Annotated in this window: 23 protein-coding genes and 1 pseudogene; 16 read left to right on the forward strand and 8 right to left on the reverse strand. The window is 67.7% G+C overall.

Annotated elements, in window-relative coordinates:
* Nucleotides 1-2: 2 nt before the first annotated feature.
* The 3 genes from arsB to trxB are packed head-to-tail and all read right to left on the reverse strand — an operon-like array spanning nt 3 to nt 2,388.
* On the reverse strand, nt 3-1,094 hold the full coding sequence (gene arsB, locus ACLFA2_RS07020) for an ACR3 family arsenite efflux transporter (RefSeq protein WP_426622272.1): 1,092 nt from the start codon (nt 1,092-1,094) through the stop codon (nt 3-5).
* Nucleotides 1,091-1,417 carry a thioredoxin gene (gene trxA / locus ACLFA2_RS07025; RefSeq protein ID WP_061015350.1) on the reverse strand — a complete coding sequence of 109 codons (327 nt, stop codon included), beginning with the start codon at nt 1,415-1,417 and terminating at the stop codon, nt 1,091-1,093. The genes arsB and trxA overlap by 4 nt, the downstream gene beginning before the upstream one ends.
* The gene (gene trxB, locus ACLFA2_RS07030) at nt 1,414-2,388 is read right to left on the reverse strand and encodes a thioredoxin-disulfide reductase (RefSeq protein ID WP_426622273.1); all 975 of its coding nucleotides are present in this window, start codon (nt 2,386-2,388) and stop codon (nt 1,414-1,416) included. Before trxB ends, trxA begins: the two co-directional genes overlap by 4 nt.
* A gap of 91 nt (nt 2,389-2,479) precedes the next feature.
* On the opposite strand from trxB, the gene ACLFA2_RS07035 reads away from it, so the two are divergent.
* Nucleotides 2,480-2,887, forward strand: coding sequence for a low molecular weight phosphatase family protein (locus tag ACLFA2_RS07035; RefSeq protein WP_061015352.1), 408 nt, complete (start codon nt 2,480-2,482; stop codon nt 2,885-2,887).
* Nucleotides 2,888-3,030: 143 nt separating this feature from the next.
* Here ACLFA2_RS07035 and ACLFA2_RS07040 read toward each other — a convergent pair whose 3' ends face one another.
* Nucleotides 3,031-3,879, reverse strand: a complete 849-nt coding sequence (locus ACLFA2_RS07040; RefSeq protein ID WP_017201951.1) for an IclR family transcriptional regulator — start codon at nt 3,877-3,879, stop codon at nt 3,031-3,033.
* A gap of 69 nt (nt 3,880-3,948) precedes the next feature.
* Between ACLFA2_RS07040 and ACLFA2_RS07045 the strand changes: the two genes are divergently transcribed.
* From ACLFA2_RS07045 to ACLFA2_RS07090, 10 genes are all read left to right on the forward strand, one after another.
* Nucleotides 3,949-4,662 (forward strand): ABC transporter permease, encoded by a 714-nt coding sequence (locus ACLFA2_RS07045; RefSeq protein WP_017201952.1) that lies wholly within the window; start codon nt 3,949-3,951, stop codon nt 4,660-4,662.
* On the forward strand, nt 4,655-5,692 hold the full coding sequence (locus tag ACLFA2_RS07050) for an ABC transporter ATP-binding protein (protein ID WP_017201953.1): 1,038 nt from the start codon (nt 4,655-4,657) through the stop codon (nt 5,690-5,692). The genes ACLFA2_RS07045 and ACLFA2_RS07050 overlap by 8 nt, the downstream gene beginning before the upstream one ends.
* On the forward strand, nt 5,689-6,486 hold the full coding sequence (locus ACLFA2_RS07055; RefSeq protein ID WP_017201954.1) for an ABC transporter permease: 798 nt from the start codon (nt 5,689-5,691) through the stop codon (nt 6,484-6,486). Before ACLFA2_RS07050 ends, ACLFA2_RS07055 begins: the two co-directional genes overlap by 4 nt.
* Nucleotides 6,487-6,548: 62 nt before the next feature.
* Nucleotides 6,549-7,490 carry a glycine betaine ABC transporter substrate-binding protein gene (locus ACLFA2_RS07060; protein ID WP_017201955.1) on the forward strand — a complete coding sequence of 314 codons (942 nt, stop codon included), beginning with the start codon at nt 6,549-6,551 and terminating at the stop codon, nt 7,488-7,490.
* Complete coding sequence (fae, locus tag ACLFA2_RS07065; protein WP_017201956.1) at nt 7,490-8,008, forward strand: formaldehyde-activating enzyme; 519 nt, start codon at nt 7,490-7,492, stop codon at nt 8,006-8,008. Before ACLFA2_RS07060 ends, fae begins: the two co-directional genes overlap by 1 nt.
* A gap of 23 nt (nt 8,009-8,031) precedes the next feature.
* Complete coding sequence (locus ACLFA2_RS07070; protein WP_017201957.1) at nt 8,032-8,985, forward strand: NAD(P)-dependent oxidoreductase; 954 nt, start codon at nt 8,032-8,034, stop codon at nt 8,983-8,985.
* On the forward strand, nt 8,982-10,466 hold the full coding sequence (locus ACLFA2_RS07075; protein ID WP_017201958.1) for an NAD-dependent succinate-semialdehyde dehydrogenase: 1,485 nt from the start codon (nt 8,982-8,984) through the stop codon (nt 10,464-10,466). Before ACLFA2_RS07070 ends, ACLFA2_RS07075 begins: the two co-directional genes overlap by 4 nt.
* 10 nt (nt 10,467-10,476) lie before the next feature.
* Nucleotides 10,477-11,253, forward strand: coding sequence for an SDR family oxidoreductase (locus tag ACLFA2_RS07080; RefSeq protein ID WP_017201959.1), 777 nt, complete (start codon nt 10,477-10,479; stop codon nt 11,251-11,253).
* A 42-nt stretch (nt 11,254-11,295) separates the two neighbouring features.
* Nucleotides 11,296-12,795, forward strand: a complete 1,500-nt coding sequence (locus ACLFA2_RS07085; protein WP_017201960.1) for an FAD-binding oxidoreductase — start codon at nt 11,296-11,298, stop codon at nt 12,793-12,795.
* On the forward strand, nt 12,792-14,192 hold the full coding sequence (locus ACLFA2_RS07090) for an FGGY-family carbohydrate kinase (protein WP_017201961.1): 1,401 nt from the start codon (nt 12,792-12,794) through the stop codon (nt 14,190-14,192). Before ACLFA2_RS07085 ends, ACLFA2_RS07090 begins: the two co-directional genes overlap by 4 nt.
* Nucleotides 14,193-14,288: 96 nt before the next feature.
* Here the strand turns inward: ACLFA2_RS07090 and ACLFA2_RS07095 are convergent, their stop codons facing one another.
* Both ACLFA2_RS07095 and ACLFA2_RS07100 read right to left on the reverse strand, forming a co-directional pair.
* A complete protein-coding gene (locus ACLFA2_RS07095; protein WP_017201962.1) occupies nt 14,289-14,447 on the reverse strand; it encodes a hypothetical protein in 159 nt (52 codons plus the stop codon).
* A gap of 61 nt (nt 14,448-14,508) precedes the next feature.
* A complete protein-coding gene (locus ACLFA2_RS07100; protein ID WP_241796829.1) occupies nt 14,509-15,813 on the reverse strand; it encodes an FAD-dependent oxidoreductase in 1,305 nt (434 codons plus the stop codon).
* An 83-nt stretch (nt 15,814-15,896) separates the two neighbouring features.
* Between ACLFA2_RS07100 and ACLFA2_RS07105 the strand changes: the two genes are divergently transcribed.
* Nucleotides 15,897-16,241, forward strand: a complete 345-nt coding sequence (locus tag ACLFA2_RS07105) for an ArsR/SmtB family transcription factor (RefSeq protein WP_017201964.1) — start codon at nt 15,897-15,899, stop codon at nt 16,239-16,241.
* Entirely contained in the window at nt 16,238-17,410 is a 1,173-nt protein-coding gene (locus tag ACLFA2_RS07110; protein ID WP_017201965.1) for an MFS transporter, read from the forward strand. Before ACLFA2_RS07105 ends, ACLFA2_RS07110 begins: the two co-directional genes overlap by 4 nt.
* Here ACLFA2_RS07110 and ACLFA2_RS07115 read toward each other — a convergent pair.
* Nucleotides 17,384-18,445: an FAD-dependent oxidoreductase gene (locus ACLFA2_RS07115; RefSeq protein ID WP_426622274.1), complete on the reverse strand. Its 1,062-nt coding sequence runs from the start codon at nt 18,443-18,445 to the stop codon at nt 17,384-17,386. The genes ACLFA2_RS07110 and ACLFA2_RS07115 overlap by 27 nt on opposite strands.
* An 83-nt stretch (nt 18,446-18,528) precedes the next feature.
* Nucleotides 18,529-18,852: pseudogene (locus ACLFA2_RS07120) on the reverse strand (FAD-dependent oxidoreductase); the annotation flags it as partial.
* A gap of 252 nt (nt 18,853-19,104) precedes the next feature.
* Here ACLFA2_RS07120 and ACLFA2_RS07125 point away from each other — a divergent pair.
* From ACLFA2_RS07125 to pstA, 3 genes are read left to right on the forward strand one after another with little or no spacing between them, the layout of a single operon-like run.
* Nucleotides 19,105-20,070: a PstS family phosphate ABC transporter substrate-binding protein gene (locus ACLFA2_RS07125; protein WP_231728788.1), complete on the forward strand. Its 966-nt coding sequence runs from the start codon at nt 19,105-19,107 to the stop codon at nt 20,068-20,070.
* A 14-nt stretch (nt 20,071-20,084) separates the two neighbouring features.
* Nucleotides 20,085-21,041 carry a phosphate ABC transporter permease subunit PstC gene (gene pstC / locus ACLFA2_RS07130; RefSeq protein ID WP_017201968.1) on the forward strand — a complete coding sequence of 319 codons (957 nt, stop codon included), beginning with the start codon at nt 20,085-20,087 and terminating at the stop codon, nt 21,039-21,041.
* Nucleotides 21,041-21,955, forward strand: a complete 915-nt coding sequence (gene pstA, locus ACLFA2_RS07135; RefSeq protein WP_061016800.1) for a phosphate ABC transporter permease PstA — start codon at nt 21,041-21,043, stop codon at nt 21,953-21,955. The genes pstC and pstA overlap by 1 nt, the downstream gene beginning before the upstream one ends.
* The last annotated feature ends 88 nt before the right edge of the window (nt 21,956-22,043 follow it).

A 22,043-nucleotide genomic window follows, 5' to 3' on the forward strand; every position in this document is an offset into this window, starting at 1 on the left:
GGCTACATCCTTTCAGCGGTGTACGGGTTGGTGTGGAACCAGCGTCGGGCCGCCCACAGGGAGACGTAAACGAGTCCGACGAGCACGGGGACCTCGATCAGTGGGCCGACGACGCCGGCGAGGGCCTGACCGGAGGTGGCCCCGAAGGTGCCGATGGCGACGGCGATGGCGAGTTCGAAGTTGTTGCCCGCGGCCGTGAACGCCAGCGTGGAGGATCGGGCGTATCCGAGCCCGAGCGCCTTCCCGGTGAACAGTCCGATGAACCACATCACGGCGAAGTACGCCAACAGCGGGAGGGCGATACGGGCCACATCCCACGGCCGGTTGGTGACCTGCTCGCCCTGCAGGGCGAACAGCAACACAATCGTGAACAGCAGGCCGTACAGCGCCCACGGTCCGATCTTGGGAAGGAACTTCTCTTCGTACCAGTCGCGGCCCTTCGCACGCTCCCCGATCAGGCGGGAGGCGAAGCCGGCGATCAGGGGGATGCCGAGGAAGACGAGGACATTGAGGGCGATCTGCCAGACCGAGATCTCCAGTCCCTGCGAGTCCAGTCCGAGCCATCCGGGGAGCACGGTGAGGTAGAACCAACCGAGCAGGGAGAAGGCGATGACCTGGAACACGGAGTTGATGGCGACAAGGACGGCGGCGGCTTCCCGATCGCCGCAGGCGAGATCGTTCCAGATGACGACCATCGCGATGCAGCGGGCCAGGCCCACGATGATGAGGCCGGTGCGGTACTCGGGGAGATCCGGAAGGAACGCCCAGGCGAGGGGGAACATCAGTGCCGGTCCGACGACCCAGTTCAGAGCGAGTGAGGAGATGAGTAGCTTCTTGTCGCCGGTGACAGCGGCGACTTTGTCGTAGCGGACCTTCGCGAGGACCGGGTACATCATCACCAGCAGGCCGAGAGCGATCGGCACAGAGATGCCGCCAACCTCAATGTGTGCGAGGAGGTCGGAGACGCCAGGGATGAAGCGGCCGACGAGGATTCCGGCGACCATAGCCAGTCCGATCCACAGCGGCAACCATCGGTCAAGGGTCGACAGGCGGCGGGTCGTCGTTGTGGGGGTGGGTGCGGTTGCGGTGCTCATGCGAGGAGCGCCTCCATCTTCTCTGCGATTACGGGCTTGGCGTGGGCGCCGATGAGCATGTCAACGCGCGCACCCTGGTTGTAGAAGACCAGCGTGGGGATCGAGGTGACGCCGATGGCGGTCACCGTGGCCGGGTTCTGGTCGGCGTCGAGCTTCACGATCTTGACCCGCCCGTCGTACTCGACGGCGAGCTGGTTCAGAAGCGGTGCGATCTGCTTACACGGACCGCACCAGGTGGCCCAGATGTCCACCACGACGGGGATCTCGGAGTCGGTGACTTCGTTGTGGAATGTGGCGTCGGTGACCACGATCGGGACACTCATGCGAGGACCTCCTGGGCATCGAATGCGGGCGCGGTGTCCGTGAGGGCCGCGAGGTAGTGCTGGGCGTCCTGGGCGGCCGCGCAGCCCGTACCGGCTGCGGTGATGGCCTGCCGGTAGGTGTGATCGACCAGGTCGCCGGCGGCGAAGACGCCGTCGAGGGTGGTGCGGGTGGACGGGTGGACGACCCGCACATACCCGTCGGCGTCGGTGTCGACGGAGCCCGCGACGAGCTCGGAGCGCGGGTCGTGCCCGATGGCGACGAAGACCCCTGTCACGGAGAGTTCGCGTTCCGCCCCGGAGACCGTGTCGCGCAGCGTGACCGCCTCGACCTTGTCCGTCCCGAGGATGCCGGCCACTTCGCTGTTCCAGGCGACGTCGATCGTCGGGTGCTCGAGCACCCGCTGCGCCATGATCTGTGAGGCGCGGAACGTGTCGCGGCGGTGCACCACGGTGACCTTCGACGCGAACCGGGTGAGGAACAGAGCTTCCTCCATCGCCGAATCGCCACCGCCGACCACGACGATCTCCTGGTCGCGGAAGAAGAAGCCGTCGCAGGTCGCACACCAGGAGACCCCGTGGCCGGTGAGACGCTCTTCGTCGGCCAGTCCGATCTTGCGGTACGCGGACCCCATGGCGAGGATCACCGCACGCGCCAGGTACGTGTCACCCGATCCGGTGCGCACCGTCTTCACCGGCCCTGCCAGGTCGACCGCGACAGCGTCGTCGAGAAGGATGCGGGCACCGAAGCGCTCAGCCTGCGCGCGCATCGACTCCATCAACTCCGGACCCTGGACACCATCGACGAAACCGGGGAAGTTCTCCACCTCGGTGGTCGTCATGAGCGCACCGCCGGCGGTGACGGAACCGGCAAGCACGACAGGGGCAAGGCCCGCCCGCGCCGCATACACCGCAGCCGTATACCCGGCGGGCCCGGATCCAATGATGATCAGCTCAACCTCTTGAATCGACATGCGTCTATATTGACACTTATCAATGCAACGTGCAAGCCTGGTGTCATACCAACGATCCGGCGAGTGTCTCGCCGGAGGAGAGAAGGATGACGTGACAGACCCTCAGACCGTGCTGTTCATCTGTACGCACAACGCGGGACGCTCGCAGCTGGGCGCGCACCTGCTGGCCCGGCATGCTGGCGATCGACTGATCGCAGACAGCGCCGGCGTACACCCCGCTGCCGCGATCAACCCCGCGGTCGCCGCGACCCTCGACGACCTCGGCATCGACACATCAGCGGCAGTACCGCGCGCCGTCACCCCGGACGACCTCGCGAACGCTGATGTGGTGGTGCTGATGAAGCCGGGCTTGGAACTACCCGGGCCGGTCTCCGGCGAGCTCGTGCAGTGGGAGTTCCCCGACCCTGCGGACTGGTCCGTGGACAGCGACTCGGTTCGTGACCTGCGCGATTCGGTCGATCTCAAGGTGCGGGCACTGGCAGCCCGACTGTTGGAGTAGCCAGGCCCCTCAAGGAAGATCCTCGCAGCGCAGGCACGCTCAACCTTCATCACCACTCCCGCCTGGGCGGTACACCTCAGAGCATGGCAGGCTTGCATCGACCTCAATACCTCTGGCCGTCGCGGCCGTCGCCTTCGGCGAGTTCAGACCATACCTAGACGCGTCGACAGCTCGCGCGCAGCTCGCGAGACGAGCGCGCCAAGCGCCTCAAGGCGGTGCCCGATTCGCGCCTTCGGGGCGCTTACGTTCACGGCTGCGACGATACGTCCCGTGAAGTCGATGATCGGCGCCGAGGCTGCCACCACCCCGAACTCGAGCTCCTCGTCCGATAGCGCGTAGCCCTGCTCGCGGATACGGCCGAGTTCGGTGTGCAGGCTCGCGAGATCCGTCACCGGAGAGTTGCCCGGCGGGGGAGAGTCCAGAACCGGGAATCCGGAGGGGTCAGCCTGGTCGAAACGGCCGACGAGGGGCTGATCCTGCCCGTGGTCGTCATACCAGCGTGCGAGGGACTCCTCGTCCCAGTCGCTCAGCAGCGCACGACCCGAGGGAGTGCGCCACGCGGCCGTGGTGGTGCCCGCCCAGCCGGTCGTGCGCACGTCGTGCGGGCTCAGCTCGCTAAGCAGCGTAAGCACGTTGCCGCCGCGCAGCACGCACAGGTGACTCGTCTCGCGCGTGGACTGCACAAGTCGTCGCAGGATGCTGCGCGAGGCGTGCACGAGCGTCGACGTGGCCGTGTGCGCCGCCAGGGCGTATAGCCGCGGCCCGAGCAGGTAGCGCAGCGACTCCTCATCGCGTTCGACGAGTCCGGTCTCGGCGAGCGTCGCGAGTGTGCGTGACACGACCGCCTTGTCCCGCCCGGTGAGCTGTGCCACCTGCGAGACGCCGAGTCCGCCGGAGCGCAACGCCTCGTCGCCGCCGAGCAGCTCGAGGATCTCGATGTCGCGTCCGAGGCCGGAGGAATTGCGGCGAGGGCCGCCGGAGGTGGTGGTCACGGTAAGAGTGTAGCGTCAGCGGTTGCCATATACACAACGCTCTTTGACGAAATGGCCACAAGGGCTACCGTGAGTCTCATCCCCGGTACCGGCCTCAACGACGAGACAGGAGCCCTCTTGACCGGATTCAACTGGGAAGACCTCATGGCCTTCCTCACGCGTCGCGCGGACGACATTCTTGAGCTCACCCGCGATCACCTCGTCGTCGTCGTCGTCTCAGTCGTCCTCGCGGCGATTATCGGCATCGGCCTCGGCATCCTGGTCCGCAACCGTCGCATCGCCCGCACCACCGTGCTCACGGCCGCCGCTGTCGCGATCACCATCCCGTCACTCGCCCTCCTTGCCCTCCTGAGCCCCGTCCTCGGCCTCGGGTGGCTGCCGACCGTCGTCGCCCTCGTTTTCTACTCGCTGCTCCCGGTGGTGCGGAACACCGTCGTGGGACTCCGCGAAGTACCGGTCTCGGTGCTCGAGTCGGCGCGGGGCATGGGCCTCGGCCCCACCCGCATCCTCTTCACGGTGCAGCTGCCGATCGCCTGGCCGGTCATCATGACCGGCATCCGTGTCGCCGCCCAACTCACGGTCGGGATCGCGGCGATCGCCGCCTACGTCGCCGGCCCCGGGCTCGGCGAGTACATCTTCAAGGGCCTGAGCTCGCTCGGTTCGAAGAACGCCCTCAACTACGCGCTCACGGGCACCGTCGCCGTGATCATCCTCGCGCTCGTCCTCGACGGCATCCTCGTGCTCGTCGCCCGCCTCACCACCTCAAGGGGTCTCCGTGCCTGACATCACAACGAACACCGGCGTTCTCACCTCCCTCGCGGCGCAGCAGGGCGGCGTCGACATCGTCCTCGACCACATCACCAAGCAGTACCCGGGTCAGCAGAGGCCCGCCGTCGAGGACTTCTCGATGCGTGTCGAGCCCGGCGAGCTGATCATGTTCGTCGGCCCCAGCGGCTGCGGCAAGACCACGACGATGAAGATGATCAACCGCATCATCGAGCCGACCTCCGGGTCGATCCGGATCAACGGCGATGACGTGCTGTCGCTCGACGGCAACGAGCTGCGTCGGCACATCGGCTACGTCATCCAGCAGATCGGCCTGTTCCCGCACTTCACGATCGCCGAGAACATCGCGATCGTGCCGAAGCTGCTCGGCTGGTCCAAAGCCCGTATCGCCGAGCGCGTGGACGAGCTCCTGCGCACCGTGCAGCTCGACCCGGGCACGTTCGCACAGCGATACCCCCGTCAGCTTTCCGGCGGGCAGCAGCAGCGTGTCGGAGTGGCCCGGGCACTGGCTGCCGATCCGCCCGTCATGCTCATGGACGAGCCCTTCGGTGCGACCGACCCGATCACGCGGGAGAAGCTGCAGGCGGAGTTCCTGCGCATTCAGGCCGACATCGGCAAGACCATCATCTTCGTGACGCACGATTTCGAAGAGGCGATCCGCATGGGCGACCGCATCGCAGTGCTGAGCGATCGCAGCCAGATCGAGCAGTTCGACACTCCGGCGCGCATCCTCGCCGAGCCTGCCAACGACTATGTACGATCGTTCATCGGCGAGGGGGCCGCCCTGAAGCGTCTCGCTCTGATCCCGGTGACGGACGCGCGAATCGGATCCGCGGATGCCGCAGCCCCGGCCGTCACGGTCGACGAGCACTCCTCGCTGCGCGAGGCCCTCGACACCCTGGTGCTGACCGGCGCCGCGCGCGTCAACGTCACCCGCGCCGGGGCGGTCGTCGGCTCGATCGACCAGGCGGCCATCTCGGCAGCGCTGGGCTCCGAAGGCCCCGCGCGTCGCGCCGAGGAGGCGTGACCGTGACCGGCCCCCAGGTCGTGCCCTCCGCGACCACGATGCTGCGCACGCAGTCCGCGCCCCGACGCGGCATGCCCGTGCTGCTGCGCCGCCTGATGCCGCTCATCGTCGTCGCGGTCGTGCTGGTGCTCACCTACGTGTGGGTGTCGAGCCTCGACCTCGACTCGATCGAGCAGCGCACGCTCAACGCCGACTACATCACGGCCCGCATCGGCGAGCACCTCGTGCTGTCGATCATCGCCTCCGTGCTCGTGGCTGTGCTGGCGATCCCCGCCGGCATCGCGGTGAGCCGCTCCCGATCGAAGGTGTTCCGCGGCGTCGTGATCGGCATCGCGAACATCGGTCAGGCGACGCCGGCGATCGGCGTCGTGATCCTGCTCGCAATCGTCTGGCAGACGGGATTCACGACGGCACTGCTCGCACTCGTGATCTACTCCTTCCTGCCCGTGCTGCAGAACACGATCGCGGGCCTCGCCCAGGTCGATCCCAGCATCCGCGAGTCGGCCCGGGGCATGGGCATGACCCCGTCACAGGTTCTGCGCCGAGTGGAGCTGCCGCTCGCCTCGCCCGTGATCCTCGCGGGACTCCGCACCGCGCTCGTCTTCGCGGTCGGTGTGGCCACGGTCGCGACCTTCATCAACGCCGGCGGTCTCGGCGACATGATCATCAACGGCCTGAAGCTGCAGCGCTATCCCGTTCTCGTCGTCGGAGCGATCCTCGTCGCCTCGATCGCCGTGCTCATCGACTGGGCCGCCGGCGTCGTGGAGGACATCGTTCGACCCAAGGGCCTCTGAGCACCACCACTCCACCACTAATTCACATGCACAGCACACTCCCTTCCCGAAAGGAACTTGCAATGAACACACGCACCATCGCCACCGCCTCGTTCGCCGCCATCGCCGCCGGCGCTCTGCTCCTCACCGGCTGCTCGTCCGGTGCCGGCGGAGGCTCCGGAGCCCAAGGCGACGAGCTGGAAGGTCTCACTGGCGAGATCGGCTCGAAGGACTTTTCGGAGCAGTACATCCTCGCCTACATGACGGCGGAACTGCTCAATGCGCACGGTGCCGACGTCGAGGCCAACACGAAGCTCGTCGGCTCCGCCAACGTGCGTCAGGCGCTCGAGAATGACCAGTTCCTCGGCTACTGGGAGTACACCGGCACGTCGTGGATCACGTACAACGGCAATACGACGCCGGTGCAGGGCGCCGAGGCGCAGTTCGATGCCGTCAAGGGAGCGGACGCCGAGAACGGCATCGCGTGGCTCGACCCCGCGCCGTTCAACAACACCTACGCCTTCGCGATCCGTAAGAAGGAGGCTGACGAGCTGGGCGTGAAGACGCTGAGTGATGTCGCAGCCCTGCCGAGCGCCGATCAGACGTTCTGCATCGAGAGCGAGTTCTCGACGCGCGACGATGGCTGGCCGGGTCTCAAGGCCGCCTACGGCTTCGATGCCCCGGACTCGAACGTCACGATGCTCGACACCGGCGTCATCTACACGGCGACCCAGAAGGGCGACGACTGCAACTTCGGCGAGGTCTTCCAGACCGACGGCCGCATCCCCGCCCTCGACCTCGTGGTGATGGAAGACGACAAGGAGTTCTTCCCCAGCTACCAGGGCGGCTTCACGCTCAAGCAGAGCACCCTCGACGAGTACCCGGCGATCGCCGACGTGCTGGCCGAGCTGAGCCCGCTGCTGACCACCGAGGTCATGCAGGAGCTCAACGCCAAGGCCGATGTCGACGGTGAGGACCCCGAGGACATCGCGATCGACTGGCTCGAGGAGCAGGGACTCATCTGATGACCTCGACCATCCAGCTCGGCGAGAGCTTCGTCGGCGACGGCGTCAACGCCGCACACATCAACACCGTGCTCGGCCACCGCGAGGGACCTGCGGGGACGGCGTGGGCCACTGCCCTCGCCAGCCCCAGCCAGGGGCACGTGCCCTTCGTGGCGGTGCTCCGCCCCTCCCTCCCGGTGAAGCCCCTGACGCTGTTCGTCACGAAGGCCGCACCGGCGGGTGACGAGCACGGCCTCCTCATCTGGGGCCCGGCGCAGGCCGGAGTCGCTGCGGGCGTGGCCGACGCCGTCGCCGACGGTGTGATCCCGCGCGAGGCTGCCGACACGCACGCCCTCATCGCCGCAGTGTGGGTCAATCCGGCGGCCGACGACGCCGACACGGTCTACCGCAACAACCGCGAGGCGACACGCACCGCGCTCGCGAACGGCGCGGCGGGCCTGCCCAAGCTCGACGCCGTGCTGGAAGCCCGGCACGCGCCGACCAATCCGTTCTACACCCCTTCCACCGCATCCGCCTGATCCACAAAGGACACGCATCACCCATGAGCTCTCCCACCCCCGTCCTCGACCCAACGCCGGTCGGGACCCGACCCACCGTCGGGTTCATCGGACTCGGCAACATGGGGTCAGGAATGACCCGCAACCTGCAGGCCGCGGGCTTCCCGCTGGTCGTGACCGATCTGCGCCGCGAGTCGGCGTCCGACCTGATCGAGGGCGGTGCCCGGTGGGCTGAGACCCCTCGCGAGGTCGCCGCCGCCAGTGACCTCATCATCACGATGCTGCCGACGCCCAAGCACGTCGAGGCCGTCGCCTCGGGGCCTGACGGCCTCGTGGTGGGGCTGCCGGACGGCGGTACCTGGATCGACATGTCGACCTCGGTGCCGGACGTGCTGGACGGTGTGCGCGCCGCGACCGCCGGCCGCGGACTGCACCTGCTCGACGCCCCCGTCAGTGGGATGTCAGTGGGCGCCGCGAACGGGATGCTGCAGATCTTCGTCGGTGGTGACGCCGACGATGTGCAGCGGCTGCGTCCCGTGTTCGAGGCGATGGGGGACCCGGAGCGGATCCTGCACGTCGGCGGGCCCGGCGCAGGCTACGCCGTGAAGCTCATGATCAACCAGCTGTGGTTCTCCCACCTGGTCGCGACGGCGGAGGTGCTGTCGGTCGGCGTCGCCGCGGGGGTCGACCTTGGCGTGCTGCGGGACGCGCTCATCGCGAGCCCCGCGAACAGCACCTTCGTCTCACGCGACGTGTTGTCGATCCTCGACCACGGCGACTACGACGAGGGCTTCGCGATCGCCCTCGCCTGCAAGGACCTCGGTCTCTCCGTCGATCTGGCCCGCTCGGTCGGGATGCCGGTCGAGCTGTCCTCCCTCGTCGAGCAGATCTTCCGTCGAGCCCGCGCGAGCTACGGCGACCGCGCCGGGGAGATGACGCCCGTGCGTCTCTACGAGGAACTACTCGGCCGCGACCTCCGTCGGGAGATGCCCGCATGACCGCGGCACGCGAGGCCGAGGTCATCGCCTCCGTCCCCACCGGCCTGCTGATCGGCGGTCAGTGGCGGGAAGCGACCTCCGGCCACACCTTCGAGGTGCACGACCCGTCGACGGGTGAGGTGCTCGCCCATGTCGCCGATGCGACGCCCGAGGACGGCATGGCCGCACTCGACGCTGCTGCTGCGGCGCAGACCGCCTGGGCCGCCACTGCTCCGCGACAGCGCGGGGAGATCCTGCGCCGGGCGTTCGAGCTCGTCACGGCCCGCGCCGAGGACTTCGCACTCGTCATGACGCTCGAGATGGGCAAGCCTCTCGCCGAATCGCGCGCCGAGGTCGCGTACGGCGCCGAGTTCCTGCGCTGGTTCTCGGAAGAAGCACCCCGCATCTCCGGGCGATACGCCACCGCTCCCGACGGCCGCAACCGACTGCTCGTCGCGAAGCGACCGGTCGGTCCGAGCCTGCTCATCACCCCGTGGAACTTCCCGCTCGCGATGGCCACGCGCAAGATCGCGCCGGCACTCGCGGCCGGCTGCACCTCGGTGCTCAAGCCCGCCGCGCTCACACCGCTCACCGCACTCCTGTTCGCCGAGGTGCTCCGCGAGGCCGGAGTGCCGGACGGCGTCGTGAACGTCATCCCCACGACCCGCGCCGGCGCGGTCACGGGCCCGCTCATCACCGACCCGCGACTGCGCAAACTCTCGTTCACCGGATCAACCGAAGTGGGGCGCCGCCTCATCGCGGACGCCGCGCACCAGGTGCTCCGCGTCTCGATGGAACTCGGAGGCAACGCCCCCTTCCTCGTGTTCGACGACGCTGACGTGGACGCCGCGGTCGAGGGTGCCCTGCTCGCAAAGCTCCGCAACGGCGGCGAGGCCTGCGTCGCCGCGAACCGCTTCCTCGTGCACGAGAGCGTGGCGGAGGAATTCACCTCGCGGCTCGTTGAACGCATGGCAGGGTACGTCAACGCCCGCGGCACCGACCCGGAGTCGACCCTCGGGCCGCTCGTGGACGAGTCGACCCGCAAGAAGGTCGCCGACCTCGTGTCCGGCGCGCTGGAGGACGGAGCGAGCATCGCACTCGGCGGCAGCATCCCCCAGGGGCGCGGCTACTTCTACCCGGCGACCGTGCTCGTGGACGTGCCGCAGGACGCCCGCATCCTCCAGGAGGAGATCTTCGGACCCGTGGCGCCCATCACCGTGTTCCGCGACGAGGACGAGGCCGTGCGCCTCGCCAACGCGAGCGAGTACGGGCTGGTGTGCTTCGCGTACACCCGCGACCTGAACCGGGCGCTGCGCCTCGCCGAGCGTCTGGAGACCGGCATGTTCGGCCTCAACACCGGACTCGTGTCGAACCCGGCTGCGCCGTTCGGTGGCGTCAAGCAGTCCGGCATCGGTCGCGAGGGCGGCTTCGAGGGCATCGACGAGTACCTCGAGACGACCTACATCGGCATCGCCGATCCCTTCGTCGGCACCCACTCCTGAAGGATCATCCGTGCACATCACCGACTTCTCCCTCGACCACTTCTCCCTCCGGGGCAAGCGGGCGATCGTCACCGGGGGCAACACCGGTCTCGGCCAGGCGTTCACCCTCGCTCTCGCCAAAGCGGGTGCCGACATGTTCGTTCCGACGCTGTTCGACGACGGCGGCGAGACCGCAGCTCTCCTCGCCGAGGCGGGTGTCGGCTACCGGGAACTCCGCGTCGACATCACGGCGGAGGGCGCACCCGCGCGCGTGATCGACGCATGCGTCGAGGCGTTCGGGGGCGTGGACGTTCTGGTCAACTCGGCCGGGATCAGCCGCATCGCCGACGTCACCGAGTTCGGGCGCGTGCAGTGGGACCCCATGGTCGCGGTGAACCTCACCGCCGCGTTCGAAATGTCGCACGAGGCCGCGAAGCGGATGATCCCGCAGGGCTCGGGCAAGATCATCAACATCGCCTCGCTGTTCTCGTTCCTCGGGGGACTCGGATCTCCCGCGTACGCCGCGACCAAGCACGGCATCGCCGGGCTCACGAAGGCGTACGCCGACGAGCTCGGCGGACACGGCATCCAGGTCAACGCGATCGCCCCGGGATACTTCGCCACCCCGATTACCTCCGAGACGCGTGGGGACGCGGAGGCGAACCGGCGCATCGTCGACCACACGCCGGCGGGGAGGTGGGGGGACGTCGCCGATCTCATGGGCGCGACCGTCTTCCTCGCGAGCCCCGCCTCCGACTTCGTCAACGGGCACGTGCTGTCCGTCGACGGCGGTTACCTGGTGCGCTGACCGCGGCGCCCCCACACCCTCAACGAACAGGACACCTTCCCCATGGTCACTTCACGATCCGCTCTCTCACGTGAGGAGATCGTCACCCGACTGCAGGAGATCCTCGGCACCGACCAGGTCGAGACCGAGGCGCAGGCGCTGCGCGAGGCGAGCGTCGACCGCTTCAAGAAGTACACATCCGTGCACGGCATCTTCGACGGTCCGATCCCCTCCGCGATCGCCTACGCGCGGTCCACCGCCGACGTGTCGGCGATCCTCGCGTTCGCGGACGAGAACCTCGTCAACGTCGTGCCCCGCACCGGCCGCACCGCGACCGAGGGCGGACTCGAGACGATCGTCGAGGATTCGATCGTGCTCGACGGCTCGCGAATGGACGCGATCCTCGACATCGACCCCGTCGACATGATGGTCACGGCCCAGTGCGGCGTTCCGCTGCAGCTGCTCGAAGACACCCTTCGGGCGCAGGGCCTCACGACGGGGCACTCACCGCAGTCGAAGCCGCTCGCGCAGATGGGTGGACTGGTCGCGACCCGGTCCATCGGCCAGTTCTCCACGCTGTACGGCGGGATCGAGGACATGGTGATCGGGCTCGAAGCCGTGCTGCCCGACGGCGAGGTCGTACGCATCAAGAACGTGCCGCGACGCGCCGCCGGACCCGACATCCGCCACATCATGATCGGCAACGAGGGCGCGCTTGCCGTCATCACCGAGGTCACCGTCAAGGTGTTCACCTACCAGCCGGAGAACAATCGTTTCCTCGGGTACCTCGTCGACTCGCTCCCGGCGGGCGTGGCAGGTCTCCGCGAGATCATCGTCGCCGGCTACCGCCCGTCGGTGGCACGCGCGTACTCCGAGGAGGACGCCGCGCAGCACTTCTCGCACTTCGCCGACGGCAAGGCCGTGGTCGTGGTCGTCGCCGAAGGACCGAAGGGCGTGGCCGACGCCACAGCCGCCGGCGTCGAGGAAATCTTCGCCAGCATCCCGCACGAGAAGGTCGACCCCGCACTGATCGAGAACTGGTTCGACAACCTCAATTGGGGGCAGGACAAGATCGACGCCGAGAAGCGCGAGATGCTCGAGAAGGCGCGCCTCGGCTACACGACCGAGGTATCGATCGACTGGTCAGGCGTCGAGGAACTGTTCGAGTCCGTCATGCGCCGCGCACGCACCGAGTTCCCGCGCGCGGCGGACCTGCGGATGCTCGGCGCGCACTCCTCGCACAGCTACCAGACCGGCACCAACTTGTACTTCGTCTACGACTACGACATCGCCTGCGAGCCGCGCGAAGAGATCACCGAGTACCACGAGCCCCTCAACGCGATCGTCGTGGAGGAGGCACTGCGCCTCGGCGGCTCCATGGTGCACCACCACGGCATCGGCAAGTACCGCACGCCGTGGACACATGAGGAGCACGGCAGCGCCTACCGGCTGCTGCGCACCCTCAAGGACGGGCTCGACCCGCGCGGGATCATGAACCGCGGGACCATCTATCCCCTGGACGACGTCGCCACGCCCGAGGCCGAGATGGCGACGCGGGCGTGAGCGCGTCGGCGGCGGGGTACGTCGTCGCGATCGACAACGGCTCGCAGAGCACGAAGGTCCTGATCGTCGACGGCGACGGGACCGTGCACGCGAGCGCCCGTGTCGCGCTGCGGCCGTATTCGTCGCCCGCGCCGGGTCGATGGGAGCATCCGGACGACGACCTGTGGGACTCGATCGTCGCCGCGACGCGCGCCGCGGTCGCCGACTTCGCGGGGGATCCGGCCGAGATCCGCGGCATCGGCCTGTGCACGATCCGCTTCTGCCGGGCCGTGCTGCGCGCTGACGGATCGCTCGCCCAGCCGGTCATGAGCTGGATGGACGAGCGTCTGCCGCGCGCGTACGAGCGTGAAACCGACGAGGCGGTGTACGTCACAACTTCGTCGGGGTACATCACTCACAAGCTCACCGGAGAGCGCCAGGATGCCGCGGGCAACGTACAGGGCAGCTGGCCTATCGACACTGCACACTGGGCCTGGAGCATGGATGCCGCCGAGTATGAGCGTGTGGGTCTGGGACGGGAGATGTTGTTCGACCTGGTCGCTCCAGGCGAGGCACTCGGCACTCTCGCCTCCGAGGTAGCACTGCTGCTCGGTCTGCCCGCGGGAATCCCCGTGATCGCGACGTCGAACGACAAGGCCGTCGAAGCCCTGGGTGCAGGGCTCCAGGACGAGGGGGACGCATTGTTGTCCCTGGGCACGTACGTCGCGACCATGACGCCAGGGGATCGTCCGCTGCCACCGCATCCAGACGTGTGGACGAACTTCTCGTCACAGCCCGGCGGATACCTCTACGAAAGCGCCGGAGTGCGACGCGGCATGTGGACGGTCAGCTGGTTCCGCGACGTCGTATCCGGGTCCATCGAGGCAACGTCGGAAGATGACCTCAACCGCGGTGCCGACAACGTCCCGGCTGGCGCGGGCGGCCTCGTCGCTGCTCTGGACTGGCTCGCGCCCGCGGATGAGCCGTGGCGGCGCGGGGCGCTGGTCGGCTTCGACGGCACGCAGGGACGGTTCCACATCTATCGGGCGATCCTCGAGGCGCTCGCGATCGAGACCGAGAGCGCTGACGCCCGTGCGCGCCGCGCGCTCGGGCGAGACCGTCGTTCCCTCATCGTCACCGGCGGTGGAAGCGAATCGGATCTCATGCTGCGCATCCTGGCTGCCGTATATGGGGTACCCGTGCGCACACCCCGTGTACGTGACGCAGCTGGTATGGGGGCAGCGATCTGCGCGGCCGTCGGGACGGGGCTGCACCCCACCTGGGCTGACGCCATCACTGCCATGGTGGGGACAGGACAAGAAATTCAGCCCGACCTCGAACTCGTCAGCGCGTACGGGGAAGTCCGTCAGACGTACAGACGAGTGATTCCCCGCGTGCGGACGCTGTTCTCCCCATAAGCCACTCACGGCAGATGTCCCGCGATACATGCAGAAGGGGAGCTCGCCCGAGGTGGAAGAGCTCCCCTTCGCGGGGCCGAGGTTCGACGTCCAGGTCTACTTGGAGCCGTATCCAACTGGGTTGCCCAGGGAGGGCGTGCGCGGCGTGCATGCACAGTCGGACAGATCCAGCTCGAGCTGGATGGTGACGGCGAGCGGGGTGCCGTCGCGGGGGTCTTCGATCGTGACGTTCTTCTCGATCAGCTGGTTGGCCATGTGAGTACTCCTTGGGTTGATTGCGCCCCGCGGGGCGCTGGGTGGTGGTTCGAGCGGCCGGTCAGCCGACGGCGACGCGGGTGGGCTCGAGCTGGATGACGGGCGCTGCGCAGCAGCTGCTGCCGGCCCCGTCGAAGTCTCCGGATCCGCCGCAGACGCCGGTGTCGGGAAGGACGAGCTCATTGCGCTCGGCGCCTGCATGGTCGCCCGCGAGGTGGGCGGCGACGCTGCGAACCTGCTCGAACCCGGTGAGAGCGAGGAAGGTGGGGGCGCGCCCGTAGCTTTTCGCGCCGACGATGAAGAAGTCCGGCTCGGGCTGGGTGAGGTCGCGGGCCCCGGTGGCGCCGATCGATCCGCAGGAGTGGACGTTCGGGTTGATCTCTTCCGCGATCCCGGCGACCGCCTCCAAGGACGCATCCAGGTCGATGCGCATCTCCGACAGGATGCTCACATCGGGGCGGAATCCGGTCAGCGCGAACACGCGGGACACCCCGTCGACCTCCTTGCCGTTCTCCGCGACGATGCGCAGCCCCGCCGCCTCGTCGTGGAACTCGGCGACGCGGAAGCCCGTCACCACCTCGACAACACCGGCTTCGATCACCTTGCGCGCTCGGGTGCCCAGAGCTGCACGCTCGGGCAGTTCATCGCCCGCTCCACCACCCAAGACGTTGCCCGTCGTACCGCGACGCAGCAGCCACGTCACCCGGGTGCCTGGGGTTCTGCGCGCCAGCTCGCTCAGCCGGAGGACGGCATGCACTGCGGAGTGCCCGGCACCGATCACGACCAGGTGCTGCCCCGCACACGCGGAGACATCCTCCGGGATGCGGTACGAGATCCGTGAGGCCGCGACCGCGGCCCGCTCGCCGAGCGCGGGCAGCCCGTCCGCCCCGGCAGGGTTCGGGAGCGTCCATGTGCCGCTGGCGTCGATGACGGCGCGCGCGGAGATCCGCCCTTCTGCCCCCTGCGTGTCCCGGGTATGCACGATGAACGGCTGCCCCTTACGGCCGCTGTCGACCATCAGATCCCGGCCCTTGCGGGCGACACCGGTGACGGTCGTCGAGTAGACGACGCGGTCACCGAAGACGCGGGCGAGCGGGTCCAGGTAGCCGGCGACCCATTCGGCTCCCGTGGGGTAGCCCGAGTGCGGTGCGGTCCACCCGGTCGGCTCCAGCAGACGCCGGGCGGCCGTGTCGGTGAGTTCCGGCCAGCTGGAGAACAGGCGCACATGCCCCCACTCGGACACCGCAGCAGCTGGCCCATCGCCTCGCTCAACGACCGTCACGGCGATGCCACGCTCCGTCAGGTGGGCGGCCGCAGCAAGCCCTTGGGGGCCGGCGCCGATGACTACGACGGGAAGCTCGTTCATCACATCTCCTCAAATCGAAAAACTTCAATATGAATAGCCTGCTCCTCCTATCGAAGTTTGTCAATGCGTGCGATACTGGTGTCATGAGTCTTCCTGCCACCCTCGACACCTCGACGTCCTGCTGCGCCCCTCGGGTGACAGCAGCGATCACGGTCGAGGACGCGGAGCGCGTCGCACGGGTGTTCAAAGCGCTCGGGGATCCGACACGGGTGCGCCTGTTGTCGCTGATTGCCGCCGGTGACGGTGGGGAGGCGTGCATCTGCGACCTCACCGCGCCGGTCGGACTGTCGCAGGGCACGGTGTCGCACCACATGAAGTTGCTCGCCGACGCGGGGCTTGTCACCCGCGAGCAGCGAGGGAAGTGGGCATACTTCGCGATCACCGACGGGGCGCTGGACGCCGCCGCGGACACCCTGCGTTCGGTGTGACGGCCCGGGCCCCGGGCTCCCGGTTCGGGGGGCGGCTTGTCGCGCTGTCGCTGGGGCAGGTCATCAGCTGGGGGGTTCTGTTCTATGCGTTGATCGTCGCCTCGCCCGCGATCGCGGACGCGACAGGGTGGCCCGTGGCGCTGGTGACGTTGTCGTTCTCGGGTGGACTCGCTGCGTCGGCGATCGCGGGCGTCGTTGTCGGGCGCTGGCTCGACGAGCGTGGGCCTCGGATGATCATGACCGTGGGAAGCATTGTCGGTGCGGGTGGGCTGGTCATCGTCGCGGCCGCACCGAATCTTGTCGTGTTCACGGCGGGGTGGATCGTGGCGGGGACCGCGCAGGCCGCGGTGTTGTACCAGGCCGCGTTCACGGTGATCGCTCGCCGGTATGGAGACCGCCGCCGGGGTGCGATGACGATCCTCACCCTCGCGGGAGGATTGGCGTCGACCGTCTTCGCTCCTATCGTCGCCGTGTTGCTGACGGTGATGGATTGGCGGTCGGTGTTTCTTGTCCTCGCCGTCGTCCTCGTGGTGACGACCACACCGCTGCACTGGTTCTTTCTCGAGTCGTCCTGGCCGCCCGTCGTCCATGATGCGTCGGCCGATCACCATACGGTGGCGAGCGTGGTGCGCACGCGGCGCTTCTGGATGCTTGAGGCGTCGATGCTCACCTTGGCGGCGGCGCTGTTCAGCGTCACACTCGCGATCATTCCTCTGTTCACTGAGAAGGGGATGACGTACGAGGTCGCCGCTTGGGCGCTGGGGCTGCTCGGCGCCGGCCAGGTGATCGGCCGACTGCTGTATGTCGCCATCCCACACGCCGCCGCACCCTGGGTGGCGTTGGCGGCGACGGCGGGGCTGAGCGTCATCGGGCTTGCTCTGCTCGCGATCGTGCCTGGGCCGCCGTGGCTGCTCATCAGTATCGGCGTGGGGGTCGGAGCCGTGCGCGGTGCACAGACGCTCGTGCAGGGCTCTGCCGTCGCTGACCGGTGGGGCACGCGGAACTACGGCTCGATCAATGGTGTCTTCGCCGCACCGATCACGGCGATCGGTGCGGTCGGTCCCGCACTCGGCCCGCTCATCGCGGTGGCGACGGGGTCGTACTCCGCCATGGCATGGGTTGCTGTCGGGTTCGCCGGGCTTTCACTCATTTTCGCCCGCTTCACCTGATCTCGCCGCCCGGTCAATGCCGCCCGCCTCCGAGCTGCGAGACGCACCGGCGTGGACAGGGGTCGTTGATCCCGCTGCGCGGGTTGACGTGCTCCACGCTTGGGTAGCGATCTGCACCGCATCCCAGGGGGAGCCGAGCGGCGGGGTATAGGACAGGTCGAGGTCGCTGATCGCGTCTACGGACATGCTGTGGTGCAGTGCTGTCGCGAACGTATCGACGCGCTTGGATATCTCGGCGCTGCGCGATCCGAGCAGTTGCGCGCCGAGGAGACGCCCCGATTCGAAGTCTCCGGTCACGCGGATGTGGATGGGGGTGGCACCGGGGTAGTAGCGCTTGTGGTCGTCGGCAGTGACGGTGTGGCTGTGCGGTCGATGCCCCGCGGTTTCGGCTTCGTGATCTCGAAGGCCCGTGCGGGCAGCCACCAGGTCGAACACCTTCACGACCTGGGTTCCCAGGCTGCCGTGGAATCGCGCATCGGCGCCGACCGCGTTCGCGCCCGCGACTCGCCCTTGTTTGTGCGCGGTCGTGCCGAGCGGAAGATACGTGTCGCCGAGAAGGCGATGACGGGTGATCACACCGTCCCCGCCCGCCCAGATCTGCGGGATCCCTGTCTGCATCCGTTCGTCCACGATGACGGCGCCGCCGGCTCCGGTTCGTGCCCCGATTCCGGTGAGGAGCTCCACATTGGGGCGCACACCCACCACGACGAGGACCAGCTCGGCGCGACGCACGAACGGGGCACCGTCGCGGGTGCCCTGGACCGCGAGGAGCCCGCTGTCGCGGCCGATATCGTGCACCTGCATGCCCGTTTCCACCGTGACGCCGTTGCGGTCGAGCTCGTCGCGCACGAGCGCTCCGAGTTCCGTGTCGAGGGTGGAGAGCACCTGGGGTCCGCGTTGCAGCTGCGTGACCTGGAGCCCGCGGATGGTGAGCGCTTCGGCCATCTCGAGGCCGACGTACCCCGCGCCGATGATGATTGCCGTCGACGGTTGATGCTCATCGAGGTAGTTCTCAAGAGCGAAGGTGTCACCCATCGTGTGGAGCGTATGCACCCGTCCGCAGGCCCGAGCCGGTCGGTCCCGTGGATACCCGCCGTCGAGGCGGATGCGCCCGTCCCGACGACGAGCGCATCGTAAGGAATGGCGGACTCCGCTCCACCGTTGTTCCGCACGGTGAGTGTGCGGGCATTGACGCTGATGCCCGTCGCGAGCGTGTTGGTGCGCACCTGGAGACCGGCCGCTTCCAGATCGGCAAGCGTGCGATGTGCGAGCGACTGCCACGGTTGCACCTCCCGCGAGAAGTAGTAAGGGATGCCACAGATCGAGAAGTTCGGGTATGCATCGGCAACGACGACCGTCACATCAGCGGATTCGTCCACCTCTCGGGCACGGAGCGCCGCGGAGATTCCTGCGTCACTTCCCCCGATCACGACCAGGTGCATGTGAGTCCTTTCTGTCGAGACCTCGCCGCCTGCGAAGCCTCACTGACGCGCGCGACGTCCGCGCACCTGATCATCGCGTCGATCACGGCACGATCCGACACCCGGGCGGGAAGATCAACGAACCCTTTCGCCCCCGTTAACCCCGCGTTCATATAGATAGCCTTCTATAACTACGTCGGATAGACAAGCATCTATGTGAAGTGGCGACTCGGCTGCTTCATCCCTCGAATACCTGAGATGAAGGAAGCACACGTGCGAAAGTCCACAGCAAAGATCTTCGCGTCCACCGCATTGGTCCTGGTCGGGGCACTAGCCCTGAGCGGGTGCGGCGGGCAGCCCTCCGGTGGTGACACCTCTGGATCCGGCGCGAGCGGGGGCGGACTGACCGGTTCGGTGAACACCGACGGTTCGTCGACCGTCGCCCCGCTGACTGAGGCCGCCGCTGACCTGTTCCGCGATGAGGAGAGCGGCGTGAACGTCTCGGTCGCGACGTCGGGTACCGGTGGTGGCTTCAAGACGTTCTGCGCCGGCGAGACGGATGTGTCCAACGCGTCGCGTCCGATCAAGGACGAGGAAGCTGCGGACTGCGAGGCCGCCGGCATCAAGTACACCGAGATCGTCGCCGCCAACGACGGCCTGTCAGTCATCGTGAACCCGGAGAATGACTGGGCGGAGGACTTGACCGTTGAGCAGCTCAACCTGATCTGGGGGCCGGAGGCGGAGGGCAAGATCACGAACTGGAACCAGGTCGATCCCAGCTTCCCCGACCAGGCCATCACGCTCTTCGGCGCCGGCACCGACTCGGGCACGTTCGACTACTTCACCGAGGAGATCAACGGCGAAGACGGTGCGATCCGCACCGACTACAGCCCCTCCGAAGATGACAACATCACCATCCAGGGCGTTGCGGGAGACGTCGGCGCGATCGGGTTCCTCGGCCTCAGCTACGTCGAAGAGAACGAAGGTGTCGTGAAGGCAGTCGCCGTCGACGGCGTGATGCCGAGCACCGAGACCGTGCAGGACGGCACCTACACCCCGCTGGGTCGCCCCCTGTTCATCTACGTGAACAACGCCTCGTACGTCGACAAGGAGCAGGTGAAGTCGTTCATCGACTTCTACGTCGCCAACTCCGCGGAGATCGCTGAGCGTGCACTGTTCGTGCCGTTGACCGAGGACCAGGTCACCACCGCCACCGACGAGCTCGCCTCGCTCGGCTGAGCACCGCACGCTCCATGACCGCCATCATTGAACGGCGTGGGGGTCCGGCTTCTGGCCGGGCCCCTGCCCCCGCCAGCAGTTTCGCCGGCCGCCGCCGCCCCGGCGAGTTCCTCATCAAGCTCGCCCTGCGCCTGGCTGCAGCCGTCACCGTCGTGACGACGGTGGGGATCCTCATCGCGCTGCTTATCCCGTCGCTGAGCTTCTTCGCCGAGGTCCCGGTCCTGGAGTTCCTGTTCGGCACCCGGTGGGCGCCACGCTTCGCGGACGCGTCGTTCGGCGTGCTGCCTCTGGTCACCGCGACCTTGTGGACCACGCTCATCGCGCTGCTCGTGGCGGTGCCGTTCGGGCTCGGGGCTGCAACGCTGCTCGCCGAGTACGCCCGCCCCCGCGTCCGCAAGGTTCTCAAACCGTTGCTCGAGATCCTCGCGGGCATCCCCACGGTCGTGTATGGGTTCTTCGCCCTGCAGTTCGTGCAAGGCACCGTCCTGCGGGACTGGCTTCACCTTCCAACCGGGGCGTTCAGTGTTCTCGCGGCGGGCCTCGTCATGGGTGTGATGATCATCCCGACGATCGCGTCGATCGCAGAAGACGCCATGTCCGCTGTCCCGCAGGCGCTCCGCCAGGGCAGCGCCGCGCTCGGGGCGAACCGGATGCAGACCACCCTCCGCGTCGTGTTCCCCGCCGCCCTGTCCGGGATCGTCGCGGCCGTCGTACTGGGCATCTCCCGAGCGGTCGGCGAAACCATGATCGTCGCCATCGCCGCCGGCAACCAAGCGCAACTCGTCACCAACCCGCTCGATCAGGGGCAGACGATGACGGGATTCATCGCCAACGCCGCGCTCGGCGACTCCCGGGTCGGGAGCCTCGAATACAACACCCTGTTCGCGGTCGGGCTGCTGCTGTTCCTCATCACCTTGCTGATCAACTTCATCAGCATCCGTTTCGTCCGCCGCTTCCGGGAGGCCTACTGATGTCCCCCACCTCGACGACCGCGACGCAGCCGTTGCGCGCTTCGGCCCCCATCGCGACCGGCCGCAACGGTGAGATGCGCCCGAGCGCACTGGCGTTCCTGCTGCTGTTGTGGCTCTCCCTGTTCGTCGCGTTCGCGGTGCTCATCACCCTTCTGATCACGATCTTCCTCACCGGGCAGAACAAGCTCTCCACGGCGCTGCTGTTCAACTTCCCCTCCGCCGACCCCGACGAGGCCGGAGCCCGGCCCGCCATCCTCGGATCCGTGTGGGCGATCGGTGCGACCGCCGTGATGACACTCCCGCTCGGGATCGCCGCCGCCGTGCACCTGGAAGAGTTCGCCGACCGGAAGCGGTGGTTCAACCGGTTCATCGAACTCAACGTGCAGAACCTCGCCGCAGTGCCCTCGATCGTGTACGGGCTCCTCGCGCTCGCGTTCCTCTCGATGCTCGGCGTCACCAACAAGAACATCGTCATCGGCGGGGCGTTCGCCCTGACACTGCTCATCCTGCCGGTGATCATCATCGCGACCAGAGAAGCACTGCGCGCGGTCCCGCGAGAGATTCGCGACGGATCTCTCGCACTCGGCGCCACACAATGGCAGACCACGTGGAGACAAGTGCTCCCCGCATCCGTTCCCGGGATCGCAACCGGCTCCATCCTCGCGCTCTCCCGCGCACTCGGGGAGGCCGCCCCGCTGCTCGTGCTCGGCGCGCTGGTGTACATCACCTTCGACCCGAACGGGCTCCTCAGCGGCTACACCACGCTGCCGATCCAGATCTTCAACTGGACCGGCCGCCCGCAAGAAGGCTTCCACGAACTCGCCGGCGCCACCAGCATCCTGCTGCTCGCCGTCCTCATCCTGATGAACGCGCTCGCGATCTTCATCCGCAACAAGTTCCAGAAACGGTGGTAACCATGAGCACTCCCACAGGCAGCGCCGCGACAGCGACGCACACGAACTTCCATGCCGCCGAAACACGACGGCTCGCCGCCACCCCCAG

Source organism: Microbacterium sp. As-52 (assembly GCF_049949185.1).
Taxonomy (GTDB): domain Bacteria; phylum Actinomycetota; class Actinomycetes; order Actinomycetales; family Microbacteriaceae; genus Microbacterium; species Microbacterium maritypicum_A.